Source organism: Streptomyces sp. NPDC090119 (assembly GCF_044747085.1).
Taxonomy (GTDB): domain Bacteria; phylum Actinomycetota; class Actinomycetes; order Streptomycetales; family Streptomycetaceae; genus Streptomyces.
Genome location: NZ_JBIVDK010000001.1, coordinates 378213 through 401433, shown reverse-complemented (window position 1 = coordinate 401433; position 23221 = coordinate 378213). Strand labels below are relative to the sequence as shown.

Sequence of the window (23221 nt, the reverse complement as noted above, 5' to 3'; positions counted from 1 at the left end):
GACGACCATGGCCACCACCCTCGCCGAGGCCGGCCCGGCGGTCGATTACGCCGCCCGTCTCGACCACGTCTCGAAGTCCTTTCCGGGACCGGGCGGGCAGCAGCTCGTGCTGGACGACATCAGTCTCGATGTCGCGCCCGGCGAGTTCGTCACCCTCCTGGGGGCCTCGGGCTGCGGCAAGTCGACCCTGCTCAACCTGGTCGCGGGGCTGGACCGGCCGAGCGCCGGGTCCATCGACACCGACGGCCGCCCGGCCCTGATGTTCCAGGAACACGCCCTCTTCCCGTGGCTGACCGCGGGCAAGAACATCGAACTCGCCCTGCGCCTGCGGGGCGTGCCCAAGGCCGACCGCCGCGACAAAGCCGAGTCGCTGCTCGAACTGGTCCGGCTCAAGGGCGCGTACGGCAAGCGGGTGCACGAACTGTCCGGCGGTATGCGGCAGCGGGTGGCGCTGGCCCGCGCGCTGGCGCAGGAGAGCGGACTGCTGCTGATGGACGAGCCGTTCGCGGCCCTCGACGCCATCACCCGCGACGTGCTGCACGACGAGCTGACCCGCGTCTGGACGGAGACCGGGCTGTCCGTGCTGTTCGTGACGCACAACGTGCGCGAGGCGGTACGGCTGGCCCAGCGGGTCGTGCTGCTGTCCTCCCGGCCGGGCAAGGTGGCCCACGAGTGGACGGTGGACATCCCGCAGCCGCGCCGCATCGAGGACGCCCCCGTGGCGGAACTGTCCCTGGAGATCACCGAGGCACTGCGTGGGGAGATCCGCCGCCATGGCCAGCACTGAGACGAAGTCGGCTCCCGACACCGGGAGCGTGGAGGCGGGCCTCGACGCCCTGGAGACCCCGCGCGGCGCACGGGTGCCGCTGAAGCAGACCCTGGTCACCAAGGTGCTGCCGCCGGTCACCGCCGTCCTGGTGGTGCTGCTGGTCTGGCAGGCCCTGGTGTCCTTCGGGGTCGTCTCCGACCCCACCAAGCTGCCCGCGCCGAGGGCGGTGTGGGAGGCGGTCCAACGGGACTGGCTGGAGGGCAAGCTCCTCGGCTACATCTGGACCAGCGTCTCGCGCGGCCTGCTCGGCTTCGGCCTGGCGCTGCTCATCGGCACCCCGCTGGGGCTGCTGGTGGCGCGGGTGAAGTTCGTGCGCGCGGCCATCGGCCCGATCCTGTCCGGCCTCCAGTCGCTGCCCTCGGTGGCCTGGGTGCCCCCGGCGGTGATCTGGCTGGGCCTGAACAACTCGATGATGTACGCGGTGATCCTGCTCGGCGCGGTGCCCTCCATCGCCAACGGCCTGGTGTCCGGCATCGACCAGGTGCCCCCGCTGTTCCTGCGGGCGGGCCGCACCATGGGCGCCGGGGGGCTGCGCGGGGTCTGGCACATCACGCTGCCCGCCGCGCTGCCCGGCTACGTGGCCGGGATGAAGCAGGGCTGGGCGTTCTCCTGGCGCTCGCTGATGGCGGCCGAGATCATCGCGTCCTTCCCCGATCTGGGTGTCGGCCTCGGCCAGTTGCTGGAGAACGGCCGCAACGCCCTCGACATGGCGATGGTGTTCGAGGCCATCCTGCTGATCCTGTTCGTCGGCATCGCGGTCGACCTGCTGATCTTCAGTCCGCTGGAGCGGTGGGTGCTGCGCAGCCGTGGCCTGCTGGTGAAGAGCTGAAGTCCCATGTTCCACAAGCCCGTTCTCCTCGTCGTCGCCCACGGCAGCCGTGACCCCCGGCATGCGGCGACCGTGCACGCCCTGGTGTCGCGGGTCCGGTCCATGCGGCCGGACCTGCGGGTGGTGACCGGCTTCCTCGACTTCAACGTGCCCTCGGTGCCCGCGGTCCTGGATTCCCTCGCGGCCGACGGTGTACGTGAGGTGGTCGCGCAGCCGCTGCTGCTGACCCGCGCCTTCCATGCCAAGGCCGACATCCCGGCGGTGCTGCGGGAGGCGCCGCGCGGGATGCGTATCCGGCAGGCGGAGGTGCTCGGCCCGTCGCCGCTGCTGGTCTCGGCGCTGGAACGGCGCCTGTACGAGGCGGGGCTGAGCCCTGCCGACAAGTCCTCGACCGGGGTCGTGCTGGCCTCGGCGGGGTCCTCCGACGCGGAGGCGATCGCGGTGATCGCCGACATCGCGCGGGAGTGGTGGCGCACCGGTTGGTGTGCCGTGCGACCCGCGTTCGCCTCCGCCCAGCTCCCGCGCACCGAGGACGCCGTACGGGAGCTGCGCGCCCAGGGGTGCGAGCGGGTGGCCGTGGCGCCCTATGTGCTGGCGCCGGGCTTCCTTCCCGACCGGATCGCCCGGGGCGCGGCGGACGCGGACGTCCTGGCCGACGTGCTGGGCCCCGCGCCGGAGGTGGCGCGGGTGCTGCTGGACCGCTACACGGAGGCGCTGCGGTCGCTCCCGGTGGCCGTGGGCGCCTAGAGGTTGAGCGCGGTGGTCAGGCGCCGGGTGTACTCGAGGGTGCCGGTACCGGCGGCGGCGCCGATGCACAGGTCGTCGAGCTGGTGCCGGATGCGGCCGCGGTTGGGCGGGAAGCCGTCGTCGGCCGCGAGGGCCAGCTCGGCCACGATGATCTCCCCGTGGGCGAGGAGCACCGGGTACTCGGCGTGCAGCGCGGCGACGAGCCCGTCGGCGAGCTGGATCAGGGTCTCCAGGTCGGTTCCGTCGCCGCCGGGTACCGGGCGGCCGGAGGTACTGCCGGGGTGGTTGTACGCGTTCACGTTCTGTCCTCACTCCTGATCCGGGGGCCTTACGGGGGCCGGGCTGCGGCGAGGGAAGCGTGCCGGGTCGGCTCGGTCGGCGACGTTACCCACGAAGCGGCCGAGGGCACCAGCAATCAACCTCTTTGGAGTGAAGGGGGGTTGACATTCTCCGGCTATCGACTAAGGGGGCCGGTTCAGCCGGTCAGCTCGACCAGTTTGCGCACGGTGTTCCAGTTGCGGGTGGTGGCGATCAGGCCCTTGGTGACGCGCGGGCGGGCCAGTTCCTCACCGAGCTTGGAGCGGCCGAGCCCGTCGGGGGCGTAGAGGTACAGACAGCGGTCGCCGAGGCGGAACTCCTCGGGGAGGCGGGCGGCGGTGTCGATCCCGGCGAAGCGCTCGGCGTCCACGGGGTCGGAGAAGTAGGTGACGTGCAGCTGCTTCGCCTCCAGCTCGTCGGCGGGGAAGGGGCAGGCGTCCGCGACGGCGGTCAGATAGGCGTGGTCCCGCACGATCACCTCGACGGGGAAGCCGAACCGCTTCTCGATGGCCGCGCTCAACTCCCCGGCGAGAAACCCCTCGTCCCCCTGGGAGGCGGTGAACACTGCCTGTCCGCTCTGGAGATGGGTGCGTACGTCGTCATGACCCAGCTCGGTGAGGAGAGTTCGCAGGTCGGCCATCGGGAGCTTCTTGTTACCGCCCACGTTGATCCCGCGCAGCAGCGCCGCGTACGTCGTCGTCATGCGCCCACGATAGAACGGCCGTCGTGCCCCGTGGGGGCGGGCACGACGGCCGTACCGGGCGGTACGCCCGTTGCGGGAAACTCTGTCGGATCGAGCGGGCCCGGAGCAACTCCTCCACGATCTTGTGACTGGTTCAACAACGTTTCTCCACCGAGGTCAGCGTCCCGGCAGCTCCGCCTCGATCAGGTCGGCGGCGCGCGTCGTGCCTCCTTCCCGCACCATGCCGGCCTGGATCTCCTTGAGCAGGCGGGCCACCTCCGGGTCGTCGGCCAGGGCGAGGGCGGTCGCGCGCAGACGGTCGGCCGTGGCGTCCTCGGTGGGCAGCACCCGGGCCACACCGAGCGCCTGGAGCATCTCGGCGTTGCCGAACTGGTCGGCGGCCTGAGGGACCGCGATCATCGGGGTGGCGGTGGCCATCCCCTCCTGGCTGCCGCCCGCACCCGCGTGGGTGACGAACAGGTCGGCCTGCCGGAGCACGGCCAACTGCGGCACCCAGGAGTGCACTTCGACGTTCCTCGGCAGCTCACCGAGTTCGGCCGGGTCGACGTGCCGTCCGATCTGGAGGACGAGATGCCAGCCGGGCAGGTCCCCGAAGGCCCGTACGCACTCGGTGTAGAAGGCGGCCCGCTTGGTGAAGGCGGAGCCGAGGGAGACGAGGACCACCTTCTCGGCGCCCTCGGGCCGCTGCCAGGTGCCCTGGTCGGTGCGGTCGCCCTGGCAGGCGCCGACGAAGCTGTACACGCGCTCGTCGACCCGGTCGGCGTTCGGCTGGAGCGCCTTGGGGATGAGGACCAGGGAGCGGGCGGGGCGGCCGGTGAACGGGTCCGGGTGCTGGGTGATGCCGTTCTCCACGAGCCATTCCGTGAACCGGGCGTAGTACGCCTGGCCGCGCTCGGTCTTCAGCGGCTCCGCCCACATGGGCTCGGCGACCTCCTCCTCGTACCCCTCCCAGGCGACGAGGTTCGGGGAGAGGGAGACGGCGGGCACGCCCCAGCGGTGGGCCAGGACGCGGGCGGGATAGGAGGCGATGTCGTGCAGGACCAGGTCGGGTTCGTCGCCCTCGTACGCCTTGATGAGCTGGGGAAGCGCCTGGATGGCGTCGGCGAGGAAGGGCTCGACGTTGTCCAGCAGCGTGGTCCCCCACGCCGAGGGGTCGGCGTCGGGGCCGGGCAGGGTGGAGGTGTAGGGCACGGGTACGGCGCCCGTGGCGGCGACCTTCTCGGCGAAGAGCGGCGGGATGGCGTAGGTGACGCGGTGGCCGCGTGCGACGAGTTCCCGGATCACCTCGATGCTGGGGTTCACATGGCCGTGCTGGGCGATGGAGAACATGGCGATGTGGGCGGGGCGTTGGGGGGTCATGACCTTGAGGCTAGGTGGGGCCCGGTGGGCCGCTCCAGCGAATTTCGCCCCGACCGGTCAACGCTGGTAGCGGGCGAGGACCAGGTTGCCGTCCTTCTCCAGGCGCTCGCGCAGCTCGGTGAGGCCGATGGCGCCGCTGTAGTACTCCTGGAAGGCCGGGGTGGCGATCTTGTCCTTCCATTCCGGGTAGCCGCGCACCGACTGGGCGGGCGCCGGGCGGAGGTGGGCGGCCAGGGCGGTGCCGGTGGCCCAGCCGTGGTCGGTGGTGTGCAGGGCGGGGTCGGCGAGGGCCTCGGTGCCCGTGGGCAGCATCCAGTCGCCGAGGGCGAGCCGGACCATGTTCTTCGGCCGCAGCAGGAAGTCGATGAACTGGGCGGCCTCCTTCTTGTGCGGGCAGTCCTGGGCGATGGAGAGGGTCTGCGGGCTGACGCCCTGGGTGAGCCCGTCGGCGCCGGCCGGGGCGGGCAGCACCTCCCACCGGAAGCCCTTGGGCGCCTGCTGCTCGATCTGCTGGCGGTAGGAGAAGCCCAGCGGGACCATCGCGTACCGCCCGCCGAAGAAGCCGGGCAGCGTGTCCGAGCCCCCACTGCCGAGCGTGGAGGTGGGCGCGCTGCGGTCGCGGGCCACCTGGTCGTGCACGGTGCGCGGTACGACGGCGTCGGCGGCGCCGAACCGCACGTTCACCTTGCCGTCGCCGCCCCGCTGGAAGAGGGTGCCGCCCGCCGAGAGCCCGAGGTTGAGGGTGACGGACACCGGCTCCTTCAGCGGCCAGGCCACGCCGTACTTGCCGTCGCCGCTGAGTTCCCCCGTGATCTGCCGGAACTCGGCCCAGCTCCAGGGGTGTTCGGGGGTCGGGATGCGCACTCCCGCCTTCCGCAGCCAGGCGGAGTTGGCGATCAGCACGCGGGGTTCCTGGAGGAAGGGCACGCCGTAGACGCCCTTGCCGAAGGTGGTCGCCTGCCAACTGCGCTGCGGGATGTCCGACTTGAGCCGGGCGGGGAGCAGCTCGCTCAGGTCGGCGAGGTCGCCTCCGTAGGCGAAGTCGGCGAGGTCGTCGGAGGCGTCGTGGATGACGTCGGGGGCCTCACCGCCCTCGAAGGAGGTGAGCAACTGGTCGTGTACCCCGTCCCAGTTGCCCTGTACGTACTCGACCCGGACGTCGGGGTGGGCGGCGTTCCACTCCCGCACGAGTTCCTTGTTGGCGGCGACCGACTCCTGCTGCCAGGCCAGGGACTGGAAGCGCAGGGTGACGGGTCCGCCGTCGTCGTGGCCGCCGGAGGAGCAGCCCGCGAGGAGCAGCAGGAGGGCGGCGACCGCCGTGGTGACCTTGGTCCGCATCAGCTCTTCACCGCTCCGGCGATCAGGCCCCCGGTGATCCGCCGCTGGAGCAGGCCGAACACCACGAGGGAGGGCAGGGTGGCGAGGAACGCGGCCGCGGCCAGCGGGCCGAGGTCGGCGACGCCCTCCGCGCCGATGAAATGGGTGAGCACGACCGGCAGGGTCTGGTTGCCGGGGCTCTTGAGCAGCACGAGCGCGAAGAAGAACTCGTTCCACGCGGTGACGAACGCGAACAGCGCGGTGGCCGCGATCCCCGGCGCGAGCAGCGGCGCGGTCACCGAGACGAGGGTCCGCAGCCTGCCCGCCCCGTCGAGGGCGGCCGCCTCCTCCAGCTCCACGGGGACCGCCCGCACGTACCCGACGAGCATCCACAGCGCGAACGGCAGCGACCACACCACGTACACCAGGGTCAGTCCGGCCAGGGAGTCGATCAGCCGCAGCTCCTTCAGCACCAGGAACAGCGGGATGATGATCAGCACGAACGGGAACGCCTGGCTGACCACGACCCAGGCGCTCGCCGCCCGCGCGAGCCGGTTGCGGTGCCGGGCCATGACGTACGCCATGGGGGTGGCGATCAGTACGGCGACGACGGCCGCCCCGAGCGCCGCGAGCAGGGAGTTGAGGGCGGCGTGCAACAGGGGCTGCTCGTCGAACGCCTGCCGGAAGTTGGCGAGGGTGGGGTGGCGCGGAATCCAGGTGGGGTGGAGGCTGCCGAGTTCGCGCGGTGGCTTGAACGCGGTGGACAGCAGCCACAGGAACGGGAACGCCAGGAAGATCAGATAGGCCAGCAGGGCGGCGTACTGCCCCGCGCGGGCCGCGGGCCGGGTCCTCACGCGTCCTCGCCTCCCCTCAGCCGTCCCGCGAGGAACACCGCGAGCACGATCGAGATGACGGCGACCATCACGCAGCCCATCGCGGCCGCGTAGCCGAACTGGCCGTAGCGGAAAGCCTCCTCGTAGGCGAACAGCATGGGCAGCCGGGTCTTTCCGCCGGGTCCGCCGCTGGTGAGCACGTACACCAGGGCGAAGGAGTTGAAGTTCCAGATCAGGTTGAGCGCGGTGATGGAGAGGGCGACGGGTCTGAGCGCGGGCCAGGTGACCGTGCGGAACCGCCGCCAGGCTCCGGCGCCGTCCACGGCGGCCGCCTCGTGGAGTTCACGCGGGGTGTTCTGCAGCCCGGCGAGCAGGGCGACCGTGGTCTGCGGCATCCCGGCCCAGACGCCGACGACGATGACGGCGGGCAGCGCGGTGGCGAGACCGCTCAGCCAGTCCCGTCCGTCGCCGAGGCCGAGGTCGCGCAGCGTCTCGTTGAGGATGCCCGCGTCCGGGTTGTAGACCAGCCGCCACATGATGCCGACGACCACCTCGGGCATCGCCCAGGGGACGATGGCGAGGGCGCGGGCCAGCCAGCGCAGCCGCAGTTCCTGGTTGAGCAGCAGGGCGAGGCCCAGCGCCAGCAGGAACTGGGGCACGGTCACGCCGACCGCCCACACCAGGCCGATCCGGAACGACTCCCAGAACAGCGTGTCGTGCAACAGGTCCTGGAAGTTCAGCGCGCCGATCCAGCGGGTCGGCGCGGTGCGGCCGGACTGGGCGTCGGTGAAGGACAGCAGGATGCCGTACAGCAGCGGGCCCACGCTGAGCACGAGGATGGGGATCAGGGCGGGCAGCACCAGGAACCAGACGGCGTGGTCGCGGCCGCCGGGGCGCGCGGGCGGTCGCCGCGCCTCGACCGGTGATGTCACCGGCGATCTCACCGGTGATGTCATGGGATCAGCCCCTTTGCCTGGCTCGGTTGGCGTGCTCATGTTCGTGAACACAGCGCGCCCCGTCAAGTGACCGCACACCGTCCGACCTGTGCGAATGCGAGACTGGCCACGCGACAGGGCAGGGATCACAGACACAGGCCATGGAGGCGGACGATGGACGAGGCACGGGCGCGGGCGGTACTGGCCGGGGCGAAGGTGCTGCCCCCGGCGGCGGACGCCCGCCTGCTCGCCCTCGGCGAGAACGCCGTGTTCGCCGCCGGGGACCTGGTGGTCAAGGTCGGCCGGGACGCCGAGTTGCTCGACCGGGCCCGCCGCGAACTGGCCGTCGCCTCCTGGCTCGCCGAGTCCGGGGTGCCCGCGGTACGCGCGGCCGAGCCCGAACCGCTGCTGGTGGACGGCCATCCGGTGACCGTCTGGCACCGGCTGCCCGACGCCGTACGCCCCGCCGAACCCCGCGATCTGGCCGAGCTGCTGCGGCTGGTGCACGCGCTGCCCGCGCCGCCGGTGCCGCTGCCGCCCCGTGAGCTGCTGGGCGGGGTGGAGCGCTGGCTGCGGCTCGCGGGCGACGCGATCGACCCCGAGGACGCGGCCTATCTGCGCGCCCGCCGCGACGGCTTCGCCTCGGCCGCCGCCGCGCTGACCCCCCGCCTGACGCCGGGTCCGATCCACGGGGACGCGCTGCCCCGCAATGTGCACCTCGGCCCGGACGGCCCGGTCCTGGTGGACCTGGAGACCTTCTCCGCCGACCTGCGCGAGCACGACCTCGTGGTGATGGCCCTCTCCCGCGACCGCTACGGCCTGCCCGCAGACGCCTACGACGCCTTCACCTCGGCCTACGGCTGGGACGTACGCGAGTGGGACGGCTGCTCGGTGCTCCGCGGCGCCCGCGAGACCGCCAGCTGCGCCTGGGTCGCCCAGCACGCCCCGGCCAACCCCAAGGCCCTCACCGAGTTCGAGCGCCGTGTCGCGTCCCTCCGGGACGGGGACGAGTCGGTGCGCTGGTACCCGTTCTGAGCGGGGCCGGTACCGCCTACGGCACGGTGACGTCCGTGAGTTCGCGCACCGGCCAGATCCGGTCGATCACCGCGTCCGTCTCGCCCTTGCGCCGCAGGAACGCCTCGAAGTCGGCGGCCCATTCGGCATACCACTCGACCTGGGAGCGATGCAGCTCCGCCGGGCCCAGCTCGGCTATCTTCGGGTACCGCTCGGCTATCGCGGTGGCGAGCCGGGCGGCGGCCAGGGCGTCGGCCGAGGCGTCGTGGGCCGCGTCCAGCAGCACCCCGTACTCCGCACAGACCGCCTCCAGGTTCCGCTTGCCCCGGCGGTAGCGGTCGACCCGGCGGTCGATGGTGTACGGGTCGACGACCGGGGCCGGGGCGCGGCCGCCCAGCCGCTCGGCGAGCGAGGGCAGGCCGTAGCGGTGCAGCTCGGCGGAGAGCAGGGTGAGGTCGAAGGCCGCGTTGTACGCGACGACCGGCATGCCGGTCTCCCAGGCGGTGACCAGTGCGGACGCGATGGCGTCGGCCACCTGGTCGGCCGGGCGGCCCTCGGCCGTGGCGCGTTCATTGGTGATGCCGTGCACGGCGACCGCGTCGGCCGGTATCTCCACGCCCGGATCGGCCAGCCACTCGCGGCGCGCCACGGGCTCACCGGCCCTGACCTCCAGCACGGCGCCCGTGACGATGCGTGCCTGGCGCGGATCGGTTCCGGTCGTCTCCAGGTCGAAGCCGATCAGCGGCTCCCGGTGCCAGCCCATGGGCGGCCCCCCTTCTTGGTGGTGCTTTCCCCCAGTGGCCTCCACCATGACACGGGGCACTGACAACGCCCCCGGCCCCCGTCGGCGGCGGGCCTCAGGACACCGGCCGCGAATCCGCCCAGGCCATCTCGAACTCCTCCCGATAGGTGGGGAAGAGTCCGGAATCTACCGAATGGTCCGACTTGACCACGCGGCTGCCGCCCCGCAGCACCAGCACCGGCGACTCCATGCCGCGCGCCCCGCGCAGATAGGACTGCACCACGCCGATGCCGTCGGCGCCGTCGCCGTCCACCAGGTAGGCGGTGAAGCGCGGTGTCTCGTCGTACACCTGGATCTCGAAGGCGCCGGGGTCGCGCAGCCGGGAGCGGACTCGGCGCATGTGCAGGATGTTCATCTCGACCGAGCGGGCCAACTCGCCTCGCTTCATGCCGAGTTCCCGCTCACGGCGCTTGACCGCGCTGGAGGCCGGGTTGAGGAAGAGCAGCCGGACCCGGCAGCCGGACTCCGCGAGGCGGACCAGGCGGCGGCCGGAGAAGTTCTGCACCAGCAGGTTGAGCCCGATGCCGATGGCGTCCAGCCGACGGGCCCCGCCGAACAGGTCCTCGGCCGGGAACTGGCCCATCAGCCGCACCCGGTCGGAGTGCACGGCGACCACGTCCGCGTACCGGTCGCCGACCAGGTCCTCGACCGCGTCGACCGGCAGGCGGGCCGCCGAGGGCACGTCACCGGCGGCGCCGAGCAGCTCCAGCAGCCGTGCGGACGCGCGCTCGGCCTGGTTCAGCACCGCCTCGGACAGGGCGCGGTTGCGGGAGACGACATTGCGGGTCACCTCCAGCTCGTCCAGGGCGAGTTCGAGGTCCCGGCGCTCGTCGAAGTACGGCTCGAAGCACGGCCAGTGCTGCACCATCAGCTCGCGCAGCTGGGGCAACGTCAGGAAACTGAGCACGTTGTCGTCGGCCGGGTCGAGCAAGTAGCCCTTGCGGCGGCTGACTTCGCGCACCGCGACGGCCCGCTGCACCCACTCCTGCCCGGCCGGTCCGGCGGCGGCCACCACCCAGTCGTCGCCGTGCACGGGTTCGTAGACCGGGCGCAGCACGGCGGCCACCACGGCGCGCAGCCGCTGCTCGACAAGGTTGAGCCAGATGTAGGCGCGACCCGCCCGCTGGGCCCGGGTGCGCACCTCCAGCCAGGCGCCCGCGTCCCAGTCGAGTTCCGGTCCGATCGACCCCGCGCCCATCGGACGTGCCAGGGACACCGCGCCGGGCGGGACATCCGTGGAACCGCTCCCCTCGTGACCCTCGCCACCAGGGGGCAGCTCCAGCCCTCCCGAGCCCACCCTGCACCGCCTTCCGTCCCCCGGACCTTCCCCGTCCCAACGATCAAGGAAGGGTACTCCGCGAGCGGTCGGCGGTGCAGCCGGATGGACAGGTCGGTTTCTCAACTTCCGTGCCGTCAGTGGCCGTTCCGGCCGCCCGGCAGCGGATGGAGTGAGCGGAGTCATAGCGGCGCGAAGCCCGCTCACCGGGGCGCACCGCTGGTGAGCGGCCCGTATGCCGGTGGCCCCCGCCCGGAGCACCCCGTCCGGCCGGGACCGGGTACGGCTCGCCGGGCCTACGGCGGCTTCCCTCCTTCGGGTGGGGGTAGAGGTGATCCATGACCACGGGTCGGCCGGCAGCGGAGGGCGGTAGTCGTCAGGTGCCCTCACTTTCGGGGAGACTCGCCGCCAACGCGCCCCCACCGGGGCCCCGCACCTGGAAGAGTCGAGCGCATGCAGGTCTGGCCTGGAGAGGCGTATCCCCTCGGCGCCACCTATGACGGTGCCGGTACCAATTTCGCGGTCTTCACCGAGGCCGCGGACCGAGTGGAGCTGTGTCTGCTGCACGACGACGGCTCCGAGACGGCGGTGGAACTGCGCGAGAGCGACGCGTTCGTCCGGCACGCGTACCTGCCCGGCGTGATGCCGGGACAGCGGTACGGGTTCCGGGTGCACGGCCCCTTCGCACCCGAGCGGGGGCTGCGCTGCAACTCGGCGAAGCTGCTGCTCGACCCGTACGCGAAGGCGGTCAGCGGGCAGGTCCAGTGGGGCGAGGAGGTGTACGGCTACCACTTCGGCGCCCCCGATCAACGCAACGACCTGGACTCCGCGCCGCACAGCATGAGTTCGGTGGTGATCAACCCCTACTTCGACTGGGGTGACGACCGCCCGCCCCGCACCGACTACCACCGCACGGTGATCTACGAGGCCCATGTGAAGGGCCTGACCATGCGTCATCCGGGGTTGCCGGAGGAGCTGCGCGGCACCTACGCGGGGCTCGCCCACCCGGCCGTCATCGAGCATCTGACCCGGCTCGGCGTGACGGCGCTGGAGCTGATGCCGGTCCACCAGTTCGTCAACGACCACCGTCTGGTCGACATGGGCCTGAACAACTACTGGGGCTACAACACCATCGGCTTCTTCGCCCCGCACAACGCGTACGCCTCCTGGGGCGACCGGGGCCAGCAGGTGCTGGAGTTCAAGTCGGCGGTGCGGGCGCTGCACGAGGCCGGGATCGAGGTCATCCTCGACGTGGTCTACAACCACACCGCCGAGGGCAACCACCTGGGCCCGACCCTGTCGTTCAAGGGCATCGACAACCCGTCGTACTACCGCCTCACCGACGATCCCCGGTACTACATGGACACCACGGGCACCGGCAACAGCCTGCTGATGCGCTCGCCGCACGTCCTCCAGATGATCATGGACTCGCTGCGGTACTGGGTGACCGAGATGCACGTCGACGGGTTCCGCTTCGACCTCGCGGCCACGCTGGCCCGGCAGTTCCACGAGGTGGACCGGCTCTCGTCCTTCTTCGACCTGGTCCAGCAGGACCCGGTGGTCTCCCAGGTGAAGCTGATCGCGGAGCCGTGGGACGTCGGCGAGGGCGGCTACCAGGTGGGCAACTTCCCGCCGCTGTGGACCGAGTGGAACGGCAAGTACCGGGACACCGTACGGGACCTGTGGCGCGGGGAGCCGCGTGCGCTGGCGGAGTTCGCCTCCCGGCTCACCGGCTCCTCCGACCTCTACCAGGACGACGGGCGCCGCCCGCTGGCCTCGATCAACTTCGTCACCTGCCACGACGGCTTCACCCTGAACGACCTGGTCTCGTACAACGACAAGCACAACGACGCCAACGGCGAGGAGAACCGGGACGGCGAGAGCCACAACCGGTCCTGGAACTGCGGGGTGGAGGGCGACACCGACGAGGCGGACGTGCGTGAGCTGCGCGCCCGGCAGATGCGCAACTTCATCGCCACGCTGATGCTGTCCCAGGGCGTGCCGATGATCAGCCACGGCGACGAGTTCGCCCGTACCCAGCGCGGCAACAACAACGCCTACTGCCAGGACAACGAGATCTCCTGGGTGGACTGGCCCGAGCTGGAGGAGATGGAGGGTTCGGAGGGGGAGGACGAGCGGGCCGCACTGCTGGAGTTCACCCGGGCGATGGTGGGGCTGCGCAGCGAGCACCCGGTGTTCCGGCGCCGCCGCTTCCTGCACGGGCGCCCGGTGGAGGGCACCCGGGACGAGCTGTCGGACGTCGCCTGGTTCACCCCGGAGGGCGAGCGGATGGCCCAGGCGGACTGGGACTCGGCGCCCGCCTCCGCGCTGGCCGTGTTCCTGAACGGCAACGCGATCTCCGAACCGGGACCGCGCGGGGAGCACATCGCGGACGACTCGTTCCTGCTGATGTTCAACGCCTCGCACGAGCCGCTGGACTTCCTGGTGCCGGTGGACCACGGCAGGCAGTGGCAGGTGGTCGTGGACACCGCCCAGCCGGAGGGGGTACCGCCGGGTCAGGGTCCGAAGGTGGCGGCCGGTGACCGGCTCACGCTGCCGGACCGCAGCCTGACCGTGCTCCAGCGCCCGGCGTGACGCGTACCGGCCGGGGACACGGAGGTGTGTCCCCGGCCGGTGTCCGGATCGCGTGGGCCGGATGCGGACCCGGATGACACGAAGAGCCGCAGGCGGGGTACGTAGCTCTGCATGACTTCAGTGCGACCCGGACCAGGGGTGCCCACGGCCACCTACCGCCTACAGCTCCAGCCCTCGTTCCCCTTCGCCGCCGCCGAGGCGGCCGTGCCTTATCTGGCGTCGCTGGGCGTCTCGCACCTGCATCTGTCCCCCGTCCTGGAGGCCGTCCCCGGCTCCACCCACGGTTACGACGTCGTGGACCACGCGCGCGTACGCGCGGAGCTGGGCGGCGAGGACGGGCTCAGGGCGCTGTCGCGCACTGCGCGGGAGCACGGGCTCGGTCTGGTGGTGGACATCGTGCCGAACCACATGGCGATGGCCCCTCGCTACAACCGCGCCCTGTGGGAGGTGCTCCGGGAGGGCCCCGAGTCGCCGTACGCGCGCTGGTTCGACATCGACTGGGCCTCGCGCGGCGGCCAGGTGCTGCTGCCGGTGCTCGGCGGGCCCGTCTCCGCCGAGCGGGAGCACCTGGTGGTCGACGGCGACATGCTGCGCTACCACGACCACCTCTTCCCGCTGCGCTCCGGCACCGAGGGGCTGCCGCTGCCCGAGCTGCTGGACGCCCAGTGGTACCGCCCGGTGTGGTGGCGGCTGGCCCGCACCGAGCTGAACTACCGGCGTTTCTTCAGCATCTCCGAGCTGATCGGGGTACGGGTGGAGGACCCCGAGGTCTTCGACGCCACCCACGGCAAGATCCTCCAGCTGCTGGCGGAGGACGTGATCGACGGCCTGCGCATCGACCACCCGGACGGTCTCGCCGACCCGGACGCCTATCTGGCCCGGCTCGACGAGGCGACCGGGGGCCGCTGGACGGTGGTGGAGAAGATCCTCGCCGACGAGGAGGAGCTGCCCGACTCCTGGCCCGTCGCCGGAACCACCGGCTACGACGCCCTGCGCCGCATCGACGGCGTCTTCACCGGCCCGGCCGGTGCCGCCGAACTCGAAGCCCACTACCGGGCGTTCGCCGCTCCGCAGCTCGACCGGGGCGGCGACTGGGACGCCACGGTGCGCCGGGCCGCGTACAAGGTGCTCACCCATGAGCTGGCCGCCGAGGCCGACCGGCTCACCCGCTCGGCGGTCCGGCTGTGCGCCGCCTCTCCGGACCTGGCGCTGCGCGACCGCGCGCCCTGGGCGCTGCGCACGGCCCTGGAGGAGCTGCTGGTCCGGATGCCGGTCTACCGGCCGTACACCTCCCAGGACGCCGCGGGCATCGTCACCGCGGAGGCCGCGACGGAGGCCCGGCAGGCGTTCGCGGTGTCGGAGGAGGCCGACGCGGTCGACCTGGTGCGCGGGCTGCTGATCGGTCCGGACGACAAAACCGTGCCCGAACTCACCGAGTTCCGCGCCCGGTTCGCCCAGACCGCCTCCGCGCTGCGGGCCAAGTCGGTGGAGGACACGGCGTTCTACCGCTACGTGCCGCTGCTCTCGGCGACCGAGGTGGGCGGCGATCCGGGCCGGGTGGGGGTGTCCCCGGCGGAGTTCCACGCCTACTGCGCCCGACTGGCCCGCTACTGGCCGGACACCGGCACCGTGGTGACCACGCACGACACCAAGCGCAGCGCGGACGTCCGGGCGGCGCTGAACGTGCTCACCGAGTGCCCCGGCCGCTGGGCCAAGCTGCTCGCCGAGGTGAGCCGGGAACCGGAGGTGGTACCCGACGGCCAACTGGCCTGGGCCGCCTGGCAGACGGTGTTCGGGCTCGGCCCGGCCGAGGAGGAGCGGGTCCGCGAGGCACTGCTCAAGCACGTCCGCGAGGCGGGCATGTACACCAGCTGGACCGAGCAGGAGCCACCGTACGAGGACGCGGTGACGGCGTTCATCGCCGCCGGGCCCTGCGGGCCGCCCGGTGAGCGGGTGGCCGCCTTCCGCAAGGCGCTGGAGCCGCACATCCGGGCCAACGTGCTGGGCACCGCACTGGTCCACCTGACGATGCCGGGCGTGCCGGACGTGTACCAGGGCACGGAGAGCGAGTACCGGGCGCTGGTCGACCCCGACAACCGCAGGCCGGTCCCCTTCCCGCCGACCGCGCCGGGCGAGAAGGAGGCGCTGACCAAGGCGGCGCTCCAGCTCCGGGCACGCCGTCCGGAGGTCTTCGGCACGACGGGGACGTACGCCCCGCTGCTGGCGGAGGGTCCGGCGGCCGAGCATGTGCTGGCGTTCTCCCGCTCCGGGGACGTGATCACGGCGGTGACCCGGCTCTCCGTCCACCTCGACGAGGCGGGCGGCTGGCACGACACCCACCTCGCGCTGCCGCCCGGCCGGTGGCGTGACGCGCTCGCGCCGGACCGCGAGTTCAGCGGGGAGGTGCGCGCGGAGGATCTCTTCGCGGCGCTGCCGGTCGGGCTGCTGGAGCGGATCGACGAGCAGGGCTGAGCGAGCGAGGAGGGCCGGGTGGCGGAGGTCCTGGGGAGCCGCCACCCGGCCTCGCGTTCAGCCCTCCAGGGCGAACACGTCACCCGTCTCGGCGCGCAGCTGGCACGCGTTGCCGAACGTCCGCTCGAACTCGATCGGCCGGCCGTTCCAGCGGCCCTGGGCGTGCGCGCGGACCGGGGCGTAGATCAGCGGGCAGAGGGTGTCCGGGTCACTCAGGCGGCTGAAGTCGCCGTCGGCGGCAGCGAGTTCAGCGCACGCCTCGGCGGCCTTCGGGTGGCCCTGCGGCGGGTCGCAGAGCAGCAGGGCGGCGCGGGTGCCGCCGCCGGTGGTGCCGGGCCGGGTGACGGTGAGGGAGAGCCAGTCACCGGACGCCGCGTGGGCGGTGGTGCCGGGGGCGAGCAGACAGGTAGCCATGAGGGTGGCGGCGAGCGCCGCCGTACGTGTCAGACGGTTCATGTACGGTGCATCGGCACGATGGCCGGGCCGCGCCAGCCCGACTCACCCGAACGGAAGCCGGAACGTCGGTTCCAGCACACCAGTTCGGGTCCGGTCGGTCAGTCGGCCGCGAGCCGGTAGGAGACCGTGCCGAAGCCGACGAGGTCCCCCTCGCGCACCGCCACGGCGCCCAGCACCCGGCGCCCGTTGACGGTGGTGCCGTTGGTGGAGCCGAGGTCCCGCAGCACCCACATGCCGTCCTGGTGGCGGAGTTCGGCGTGCACGCGGGAGACGGTCTCGTGGTTCAGCCGCAGCCCGCTGGCGGGATCGCGGCCGATGCGCAGCGGGTGGCCGTGCGTCGGGTGGGGCAGCAGCAGTTTGGGCAGCCGTTCGGCGTGCCAGGCCCGGCGCAGCCGGACGCCGAAGCCCGACACGGCCCCGACGGTGCCGAACAGGGCGCGGCTCAGCCGGTTGCCGTCCCGCAGATCGGCGGTGAGCACGGCGAGTTCGCGGGGACTGCGCGCGGCGAGCGCCAGTTCCATCCGGTGCACGAACGTGTCGTGCGACAGCTTGCCCAGGGCGACGCCGTCCCGCAGTACCCGCAGCGCCTTGTCGCGTTCCGCGTCGGAGACCCGGGCGGGATACACGGGGAATTCGAAGGACGACGTCACATTCGTGATTGTCGGGCAGCGCACCCCGAGGTGTCCAGAAGAGACAACCGGCGCCCCGACACGTCCCCTTCCACGACACCCGGCCGAAAAGCCCGGATTCGAAAGCGGATTGATCGAATTCACGGCACGATGGACCGACTGCATCACGGTGAGCAGACGAAGGGGAACCGTCCGTGAAGTTCGAGGTGTGGGCACCACAGGCAGACCGGGTCGCGCTCAGTTGCGAGGGCGCCACGCGGACGATGGAACCCGATCCGCAGCGGACGGGCTGGTGGACGGCGGAGGCGGACGCGACGGACGGCGCCCGGTACGGCTTCGCGCTGGACGACGGCCCCGTCCTGCCCGACCCGCGCTCGCGCCGCCTGCCGGACGGCCCGGACGGGCTGAGCGCGGTCGTCGACCAAGACCGGTACGAGTGGCGCGCCGACTGGCCGGGGCGCGGGCTGCCGGGCGCGGTGCTGTACGAGCTGCACGTGGGCACGTACACCCCCGAGGGCACGCTGGACGCGGCCGCCGACCGGCTCGGCCACCTGAAGGAACTGGGCGTCACTCACGTCGAGTTGATGCCGCTGTGCTCCTTCCCCGGTCGGCACGGCTGGGGGTACGACGGGGTGGCGCCGTGGGCGGTGCACGAGCCGTACGGCGGGCCGGAGGCGCTGAAGCGGTTCGTGGACCGGGCGCACGACCTGGGCCTCGGTGTCGTGCTGGACGTGGTGCACAACCACCTGGGCCCCTCCGGCAACCAACTCCCGGCCTTCGGACCGTACTTCACGGAGACGCACCAGACCCCGTGGGGCGCCGCGGTGAACCTGGACGCGCCCGGCTCGGACGAGGTGCGCGCCTACTTCCGGGACAGCGCCCTGGCCTGGCTGCGGGACTACCGCCTCGACGGGCTCCGGCTGGACGCGGTGCACGCCCTGCACGACGACCGCGCCCTGCACTTCCTGGAGGAGCTGTCGGCGGCCGTGGACGCCCTGGGCGAGGAGGAGGGCCGCCCGCTGTTCCTGATCGCGGAGTCCGACCTGAACGACCCCCGGATGATCACCCCGCGCACCGAGCACGGCCTGGGCCTGCACGCCCAGTGGAACGACGACTTCCACCACGCCCTGCACACCGCCCTGACCGGCGAGTCCCAGGGCTACTACGCCGACTTCGCCGAGGCCCCGCTCGCCGCGCTCGCCAAGACCCTGACCGGCGGCTACTTCCACGACGGCAGCCACTCCAGCTTCCGGGGCCGGGCCCACGGCCGCCCGCTGGACCGGGCCCGGCTGAGCGGGCACCGGCTGCTCGGCTACAGCCAGACCCACGACCAGATCGGCAACCGCGCCCAGGGCGACCGCCTCGCCGCCACCCTCTCCTCCGGCCTGCTGGCCTGCGCGGCCACGCTCACCCTGACCTCGCCGCTCACCCCGATGCTGTTCATGGGCGAGGAGTGGGGGGCCGGCACGCCCTGGCAGTACTTCACCGACCACACCGACCCCGAGCTGGCGGAGGCCGTACGGCGGGGCAGGCGGCGGGAGTTCGCGTCGCACGGCTGGGCCGAGGAGGACGTCCCCGACCCCCAGGACCCGGCCACCCGCGATCGCTCCTGCCTGGACTGGTCCGAGCCCGACAGCGCCCCCCACGCCCGCCTCCTCGCCTGGTACCGCCGTCTCATCGCGCTGCGCCACGAGCGCCCCGACCTCACGGTCCCCGACCTCGCGGACACCAAGGTCGCCTACGACGAGTCCGCCCACTGGCTGGCCTTCCGCCGGGGTGACATCCGCGTCGCGGTCAACCTGGGCAAGGAACCGGCCGCCATCCCGCTGGGCACGGGCCACCTGGAGATCCTGGCCGCGTGGGACGAGTCGGTGGAACCGCCCGGCCCGGACGGGCTGCTTCAGGTGCCCGGGGAGTCGTGCGTGGTGCTGTCCCAGCCTTAGGGCCCGCGTCCGGGCTCGGGGGCTACTCCTCGTCCTTGAGCTCGGTGACCCGCTCCAGCATGATCGGCTCCCACGCCCTGAGCAGCGCGGACCGCAGCGGCGCGGCGGCCGGGGTGTCCAGGTGCTCGGTCAGGGCGATCACCGTGTCGCAGCGGGCGAGCCAGAGGCCGCGCAGGCAGGGGCGGGGGCCGTAGCCCGCGAGGGTCGCGGCGCGGACGGCGGCGGGGGCGCCGACCGAGGTGGCGAGGGCGGCGATGTCCTCGGCGGGGTCGCCCAGGGACGCGCCGGTCCAGTCGAGGACGGCGCGGACCCGGCCGTCGGCGCTGATCAGCACGTGGTCGTCGGTGAGCCGGTGGTGGGTGAGGACGGCCGAGCCGGGCTGCGCCGCGAGCTGCGTGGCCCCGGACGGGGTGAGCTGGCGCAACTGCCCGGCGTCGAACTCGTCGGCGGCGGCGAGCCGTTCGGCCGCGTGTGCGGCGATACGGCGCAGCGCCCCCAGGGACCGTGCCGCCACGCGCGGCACACCGAGTGTCTCGGCCTGCCGCACCGGGACCGCGCGGAGTCCGGTGAGCAGCCCGGCGAGGTCGGCCTCGCCGAGCGCGGACACCTCGTGCCCGCCGCCGAAGTCACCGGGCAGCCGGGCGTCGAGCGTGCAGGCGAGACCGGGCGTCCAGTCGCCGTAGGCCACTCCGGCCGGGACGGCAACGGGCAGGTGCGGCCGCACCAGGTCGCGCAGCCGTGCCTCGCGCCGCAGCCGCGTGGACGCCTCCCGGTCGGGCGCGAGCCGCAGTACGTGCCGGGCGCCGACCCACCAGGTGTACGGCCGCCCGTCCACGACCGGCCGCACCTGGACCCCCTCCGCCGTACCGCTCCTGAGCAGGGAGCGGACCAGTGCGCGCACGGTGTCCGGGGTGGGGGTCGGTGGCCGGGTCATGGGTCGTGTCTCGCCGTTCCGGAGGGTCGGCGCGGAAGTCTCCGCGCGGGTCTCGTCAGTCCACCACGACCATCTCACGGGTGGTGTCGTTCAGGCGGCGTCCGCCGTCCTCCGTCACCGTCACGATGTCCTCGATCCGCACCCCGAACCGGCCGGGCAGGTAGACGCCGGGCTCGATCGAGAAGCACATGCCGGGTACGAGCGGCTGCTCCTCGCCCTCGATCATGTACGGCGGCTCGTGCGTGGTGACGCCGATGCCGTGCCCGGTGCGGTGGATGAAGTACGGCCCGTACCCCGCGTCCTCGATCACCGCGCGGGCGGCACGGTCGACGTCCTGGCAGGTGGCGCCCGGCCGGACGGCCCGGAACCCGGCCTCCTGCGCGGCCCGCACCACGTCGTGGACCCGGCGCTCCTCCTCGGTCGGCTCGCCCACGTGGACCGTGCGCGTGGTGTCGGAGCCATAGCCGTCCTTGAGGCCGCCGAAGTCGAGCACGACCATGTCGCCGCGCTCGATGACCCGGTCGCCGACCTCGTGGTGCGGGTTGGCGCCGTTGGGGCCGGAGCCGACGATGGTGAAGTCGACCTGGGAGTGCCCGAAGCGGCGCAGCAGTCCGGCGAGGTCGCGGCCCACCTCGTCCTCGCGGCGCCCGGCGAAGGGCAGCGTGCGGATCTCCGCGAACGCGGCGTCGGCGGCGGCACCGGCGGCGGCCAGGAGTTCCAGCTCGGCCGCGTCCTTGACGGCGCGCAACATGGGCAGGGCGTCGGTGAGGGCGGCGCAGGTGAGGTCCGGCAGGGCGCGCTGGAGGGCGAGCAGGTGCAGTGCCCACGCGTTGTCGCTGACGCCGACGGTGCCCTTGGGGTCGAGGAGGTCGGCGGTCAGGGCGTGCGGGTCCTCGCCGTCGGTCCACCTCAGCAGGGTGAGTCCGGGGGCGCCCGCGGCCTTCTCGGCGTCGGGTGCCTCCAGCGCGGGCACCACGAGCACGGGCTCGCGGCCGGGCACCAGGACCAGCAGGGTGAGCCGCTCGGTGACGGGGGGCGCGTACCCGGTGAGCCACACCAGATCCGGTCCCGGCGCCACCAGCAGCGCCGCGAGCCCCGCCTCGGCGGCGGCATCGGCCGCGCGCGCCATGCGGGCGCGGTAGTCGTCGGCGGTGAAGATCGCGGGCGTACTGCCGGTCATCCGGGCCTCCGGGTGTGGTCGTGCTGGCGGGACAGTGGGCCGACGCCCGGTCGCACGGCGCGCGTGACTGCTCGGCGGGGCTGTGGGCGGGCGGTCGGCATGAGGCCATCATGGCGCGCGGCACATACGGCGACCACCGGGTTCACCGGGTTTCCAGAGGTGACGGCGGCTGTCGGGCACGGGTCAACCAGGCGCCCCACGCTCCGACCCGAACGAGTGAGACTGGCCAGCGCGTGGCGGAGGGTAGTCAACGGGTGAAGGTCAGCAGGCGCCGCGCCATCACCGCGGCGGCTCCGGTGGGGGTGCCGGTGTACAGGAGTTCCGTGCGGTGCACGAGACGGGGGGAGGTGAGCGGCAGGGGGACGGTGCCGGGGATGCCGGTGGCGGTCGACAGCGGGAGTAGGGCGAGGCCGTGTCCGGCGGCGGTGAGGGCGGTGAGGGTGCGCAGGTCGGTGCCGGTGTAGCGCAGGGCGGGACGGAAGGCGCCGCCGCCGTTGGCGGTGCGCAACTGGTCGAGGGGGAGGGAGGCGTCGGGGGCGTCGATCCAGCGTGCGTCGGTGAGGTCGCCGAGCCGTAGTCCGGTGCGGCGCGCGAGGGGGTGCCCGGTGGGCAGCAGTACGGCGACGGGCTGTTCGTCGACCCCGTGCGCGGTCAGCGGGGCCACGTCCGGCAGGCTCAGCGGATCGCTCGGCGCGGCCAGCCCGTCGACCAGGCCCAGGTCGGCGGTCCCGGTGGCCACGGCCGTGAGCACCTCGTCCCGGCCCACGACGGAGAGGGCGAGCCCGGTGGCGGGGAGGGCGCCGAGGGCATGGGGGCCGAGCGCGGTCGGGGTGGTGACGAGGGTCAGGCCCTGCGCGGGGGCGCCGGCCAGGCGTGCCACATCGGCGCGGGCCGCGTCCAGGCGGAGCAGCAGCGGGCCCGCGTGCTCCAGCAGCCGTTCCCCGGCCGGGGTGGGGGCGACGGGGCGGCGGGTGAGCAGCGGGGCACCCAGGTCCAGTTCGAGGGCGGCGATGTGCTGGGAGACCGCCGACTGCGTGTACCCCAACTCCCGTGCGGCGGCGGAGAAGGAGGCGAGGCGCACCACGGTGACATAGGTGCGCAGCAGATGCGGGTCCATGGGCCTGCTCCCCCGAAACTGCCGCGAAGTGAAAGTGATTCGTTGTGTCGTCAGGGCCTCGGCCTCGACGGCTTCAGAGTACGCGATGTGCTGATTGGTCCCTCGTGGGAGGCGTCCGCAGCGCCCATCAGCAACGCTTATCGACCGTGCATGAATCATCGTTGGACGTGAACGTCAACAGCCGCCCAGGATGGCTGTCATGACCGATACCGCAGTTCGTACCGCCACCGTCGCCCTGGTCGGCGACCGCTCCCCGCATGTCGTCTCGCACACCCGGATACCGCGCCTCCTCGAAGCGCTCGCCGAGCGGGACCGGGTGGTCCTGGACGCCTACTGGATTCCCTCGGAGGACGCCGAGGCGGAGGGCGCGGTGCGGGGCTTCGACGCTGTGTGGGTGCTGCCGGGGAGTCCGTACCGCAGCGAGGCGGGTGTGCTGGCGGCCGTCCGCACGGCACGCGAGGAGCGCATCCCGTTCCTCGGCACGTGCGGCGGCTTCCAGCACACCCTGCTGGAGTTCGCGCGGAACGTGTGCGGCCTGACCGGTGTGGCGCACGCCGAGAACGACCCCGGTGCCGACGACCTCCTGATCGAGCCGCTGTCCTGCTCCCTGCTGGGCCACGAGGCCACGGTGGTCCTGGAGCCGGGCTCGCTGGCCGAGTCGGTGATCGGCTCGACCCGCACCGTCGAGCGGTACTTCTGCTCCTACGGCCCCTCCCGCCACCTCGGCACGCTGCGCGCCCACGGCATGCGCTTCTCCGGTCACGACACCGACGGGCAGGTCCGGGTCGCCGAACTCCCGGACCACCCCTTCTTCCTGGGCTCCCTGTTCCAGCCGGAGCTGTACGGCGACGGTTCCCGCCCGCACCCGATGATCCGGGCGCTGGGCCGGGCCGCGGTCGAGCACGCCGCGACGGCACCGCGCCCGGCCTGACC

The 23221-nt window shown here is 72.7% G+C and carries 21 protein-coding genes; 8 read left to right on the top strand and 13 right to left on the bottom strand.

Annotated elements, in window-relative coordinates; genetic code table 11:
- Positions 1-7: 7 nt before the first annotated feature.
- From ACIPPM_RS01775 to ACIPPM_RS01765, 3 genes are read left to right on the top strand one after another with little or no spacing between them, the layout of a single operon-like run.
- Positions 8-787, top strand: a complete 780-nt coding sequence (locus tag ACIPPM_RS01775; RefSeq protein WP_393592149.1) for an ABC transporter ATP-binding protein — start codon at positions 8-10, stop codon at positions 785-787.
- On the top strand, positions 774-1658 hold the full coding sequence (locus ACIPPM_RS01770) for an ABC transporter permease (protein ID WP_401441944.1): 885 nt from the start codon (positions 774-776) through the stop codon (positions 1656-1658). Before ACIPPM_RS01775 ends, ACIPPM_RS01770 begins: the two co-directional genes overlap by 14 nt.
- Before the next feature lie 6 nt (positions 1659-1664).
- Complete coding sequence (locus ACIPPM_RS01765) at positions 1665-2405, top strand: sirohydrochlorin chelatase (protein WP_393592153.1); 741 nt, start codon at positions 1665-1667, stop codon at positions 2403-2405.
- Here ACIPPM_RS01765 and ACIPPM_RS01760 read toward each other — a convergent pair.
- The 6 genes from ACIPPM_RS01760 to ACIPPM_RS01735 form a co-directional block, all read right to left on the bottom strand.
- Positions 2402-2704: a hypothetical protein gene (locus ACIPPM_RS01760; protein WP_389002548.1), complete on the bottom strand. Its 303-nt coding sequence runs from the start codon at positions 2702-2704 to the stop codon at positions 2402-2404. The genes ACIPPM_RS01765 and ACIPPM_RS01760 overlap by 4 nt on opposite strands.
- 176 nt (positions 2705-2880) lie before the next feature.
- Positions 2881-3426: a DUF1697 domain-containing protein gene (locus ACIPPM_RS01755; protein ID WP_401441942.1), complete on the bottom strand. Its 546-nt coding sequence runs from the start codon at positions 3424-3426 to the stop codon at positions 2881-2883.
- A gap of 156 nt (positions 3427-3582) precedes the next feature.
- On the bottom strand, positions 3583-4785 hold the full coding sequence (gene mgt / locus ACIPPM_RS01750; protein WP_401441940.1) for a macrolide-inactivating glycosyltransferase: 1203 nt from the start codon (positions 4783-4785) through the stop codon (positions 3583-3585).
- A gap of 57 nt (positions 4786-4842) precedes the next feature.
- On the bottom strand, positions 4843-6123 hold the full coding sequence (locus ACIPPM_RS01745) for an ABC transporter substrate-binding protein (RefSeq protein ID WP_401441939.1): 1281 nt from the start codon (positions 6121-6123) through the stop codon (positions 4843-4845).
- A complete protein-coding gene (locus ACIPPM_RS01740) occupies positions 6123-6956 on the bottom strand; it encodes a carbohydrate ABC transporter permease (RefSeq protein ID WP_401441937.1) in 834 nt (277 codons plus the stop codon). The genes ACIPPM_RS01745 and ACIPPM_RS01740 overlap by 1 nt, the downstream gene beginning before the upstream one ends.
- Positions 6953-7891 carry a carbohydrate ABC transporter permease gene (locus tag ACIPPM_RS01735; protein WP_401441936.1) on the bottom strand — a complete coding sequence of 313 codons (939 nt, stop codon included), beginning with the start codon at positions 7889-7891 and terminating at the stop codon, positions 6953-6955. The genes ACIPPM_RS01740 and ACIPPM_RS01735 overlap by 4 nt, the downstream gene beginning before the upstream one ends.
- Positions 7892-8044: 153 nt before the next feature.
- On the opposite strand from ACIPPM_RS01735, the gene ACIPPM_RS01730 reads away from it, so the two are divergent.
- The gene (locus tag ACIPPM_RS01730) at positions 8045-8905 is read left to right on the top strand and encodes a phosphotransferase enzyme family protein (protein ID WP_401441934.1); all 861 of its coding nucleotides are present in this window, start codon (positions 8045-8047) and stop codon (positions 8903-8905) included.
- A 16-nt stretch (positions 8906-8921) separates the two neighbouring features.
- Here ACIPPM_RS01730 and ACIPPM_RS01725 read toward each other — a convergent pair whose 3' ends face one another.
- The gene (locus ACIPPM_RS01725; RefSeq protein ID WP_401441932.1) at positions 8922-9647 is read right to left on the bottom strand and encodes an exonuclease domain-containing protein; all 726 of its coding nucleotides are present in this window, start codon (positions 9645-9647) and stop codon (positions 8922-8924) included.
- 94 nt (positions 9648-9741) lie between these two features.
- Positions 9742-10983 carry an SAV2148 family HEPN domain-containing protein gene (locus ACIPPM_RS01720; protein ID WP_401441930.1) on the bottom strand — a complete coding sequence of 414 codons (1242 nt, stop codon included), beginning with the start codon at positions 10981-10983 and terminating at the stop codon, positions 9742-9744.
- Between the two features lie 432 nt (positions 10984-11415).
- On the opposite strand from ACIPPM_RS01720, the gene glgX reads away from it, so the two are divergent.
- Both glgX and treY read left to right on the top strand, forming a co-directional pair.
- Positions 11416-13557, top strand: coding sequence for a glycogen debranching protein GlgX (glgX, locus tag ACIPPM_RS01715; RefSeq protein WP_401441929.1), 2142 nt, complete (start codon positions 11416-11418; stop codon positions 13555-13557).
- Positions 13558-13668: 111 nt separating this feature from the next.
- Positions 13669-16029 carry a malto-oligosyltrehalose synthase gene (gene treY, locus ACIPPM_RS01710; protein ID WP_401441928.1) on the top strand — a complete coding sequence of 787 codons (2361 nt, stop codon included), beginning with the start codon at positions 13669-13671 and terminating at the stop codon, positions 16027-16029.
- 57 nt (positions 16030-16086) lie between these two features.
- Here the strand turns inward: treY and ACIPPM_RS01705 are convergent, their stop codons facing one another.
- Both ACIPPM_RS01705 and ACIPPM_RS01700 read right to left on the bottom strand, forming a co-directional pair.
- A complete protein-coding gene (locus tag ACIPPM_RS01705) occupies positions 16087-16485 on the bottom strand; it encodes an SSI family serine proteinase inhibitor (protein ID WP_401441927.1) in 399 nt (132 codons plus the stop codon).
- 98 nt (positions 16486-16583) lie between these two features.
- Complete coding sequence (locus ACIPPM_RS01700) at positions 16584-17135, bottom strand: FHA domain-containing protein (RefSeq protein WP_401441926.1); 552 nt, start codon at positions 17133-17135, stop codon at positions 16584-16586.
- A 173-nt stretch (positions 17136-17308) separates the two neighbouring features.
- On the opposite strand from ACIPPM_RS01700, the gene treZ reads away from it, so the two are divergent.
- Positions 17309-19057 (top strand): malto-oligosyltrehalose trehalohydrolase, encoded by a 1749-nt coding sequence (treZ, locus tag ACIPPM_RS01695; protein ID WP_401441925.1) that lies wholly within the window; start codon positions 17309-17311, stop codon positions 19055-19057.
- Positions 19058-19079: 22 nt separating this feature from the next.
- Here treZ and ACIPPM_RS01690 read toward each other — a convergent pair whose 3' ends face one another.
- The 3 genes from ACIPPM_RS01690 to ACIPPM_RS01680 form a co-directional block, all read right to left on the bottom strand.
- Positions 19080-19991, bottom strand: coding sequence for a phosphotransferase family protein (locus ACIPPM_RS01690; protein ID WP_401441924.1), 912 nt, complete (start codon positions 19989-19991; stop codon positions 19080-19082).
- Between the two features lie 55 nt (positions 19992-20046).
- Positions 20047-21171 carry an aminopeptidase P family protein gene (locus ACIPPM_RS01685; RefSeq protein WP_401441923.1) on the bottom strand — a complete coding sequence of 375 codons (1125 nt, stop codon included), beginning with the start codon at positions 21169-21171 and terminating at the stop codon, positions 20047-20049.
- A 247-nt stretch (positions 21172-21418) separates the two neighbouring features.
- Positions 21419-22288 (bottom strand): LysR family transcriptional regulator, encoded by an 870-nt coding sequence (locus ACIPPM_RS01680; RefSeq protein WP_401441922.1) that lies wholly within the window; start codon positions 22286-22288, stop codon positions 21419-21421.
- Between the two features lie 199 nt (positions 22289-22487).
- Here ACIPPM_RS01680 and ACIPPM_RS01675 point away from each other — a divergent pair, with 199 nt between their 5' ends.
- Positions 22488-23219: a hypothetical protein gene (locus tag ACIPPM_RS01675; protein WP_401441920.1), complete on the top strand. Its 732-nt coding sequence runs from the start codon at positions 22488-22490 to the stop codon at positions 23217-23219.
- Positions 23220-23221: the final 2 nt, after the last annotated feature.